This is a genomic window from Novosphingobium organovorum, assembly GCF_022832435.1.
In the GTDB taxonomy this organism is placed as follows: domain Bacteria; phylum Pseudomonadota; class Alphaproteobacteria; order Sphingomonadales; family Sphingomonadaceae; genus Novosphingobium; species Novosphingobium organovorum.
Map to the genome: position 1 here is coordinate 1 of NZ_JALHLF010000266.1, position 557 is coordinate 557.

At 72.4% G+C, this 557-nt stretch carries 1 pseudogene; it reads right to left on the reverse strand.

The features are described 5' to 3' along the window. Positions 1 to 557, reverse strand: a pseudogene (locus MTR62_RS21170) (DNA mismatch repair protein MutS); the annotation flags it as partial.

Here is a 557-nt window from a genome sequence, read left to right on the forward strand (position 1 = left end):
CGTGGCGGCGATCGCCCGGCGCGCGGCCACGGCCTCGGCCACCAGCCCTTCGAAGTGCGCGTCCTCGGCGGCCAGCGCGTGCGCGCCCGCCTCGGTGATCCGGCTCGCTTCCTCATGCAGCGCCAGCGCGTTGAAACGCATGGCGCCGGCCATCGTCTGGCGGTGGGTGAAGCCGCTTTCGGCCTGCATCAGGGTGTCGGCGTGGCGCGCGGGCACTTCGATGAAGTAGCCCAGCACGTTGTTGTGCTTGATCTTGAGCGCGGCGACTCCGGTTTCCTCGCGGTATTTCGCCTCGAGCGCGGCGATTGCGCGGCGCGCGTTGCCCGATGTCACGCGCAGTTCGTCGAGCGCGGCGTCGTAGCCGGTGGCGATGTAGCCGCCCTGCCCGCGCTCGGTCGGCGGCGAGGCCACCAGCGCGCGCGCGAAATGATCAACCAGCGCGCCGTGCCCGCCCAGATCGGGCAGCAACCGCTCGATCAGCACCGGCAGGTCCTCGCGCCCGGCCAACCGCTCGCCGATCGTGCGCGCGCCGGTCAGCCCATCGCGCAGCTGCCCGA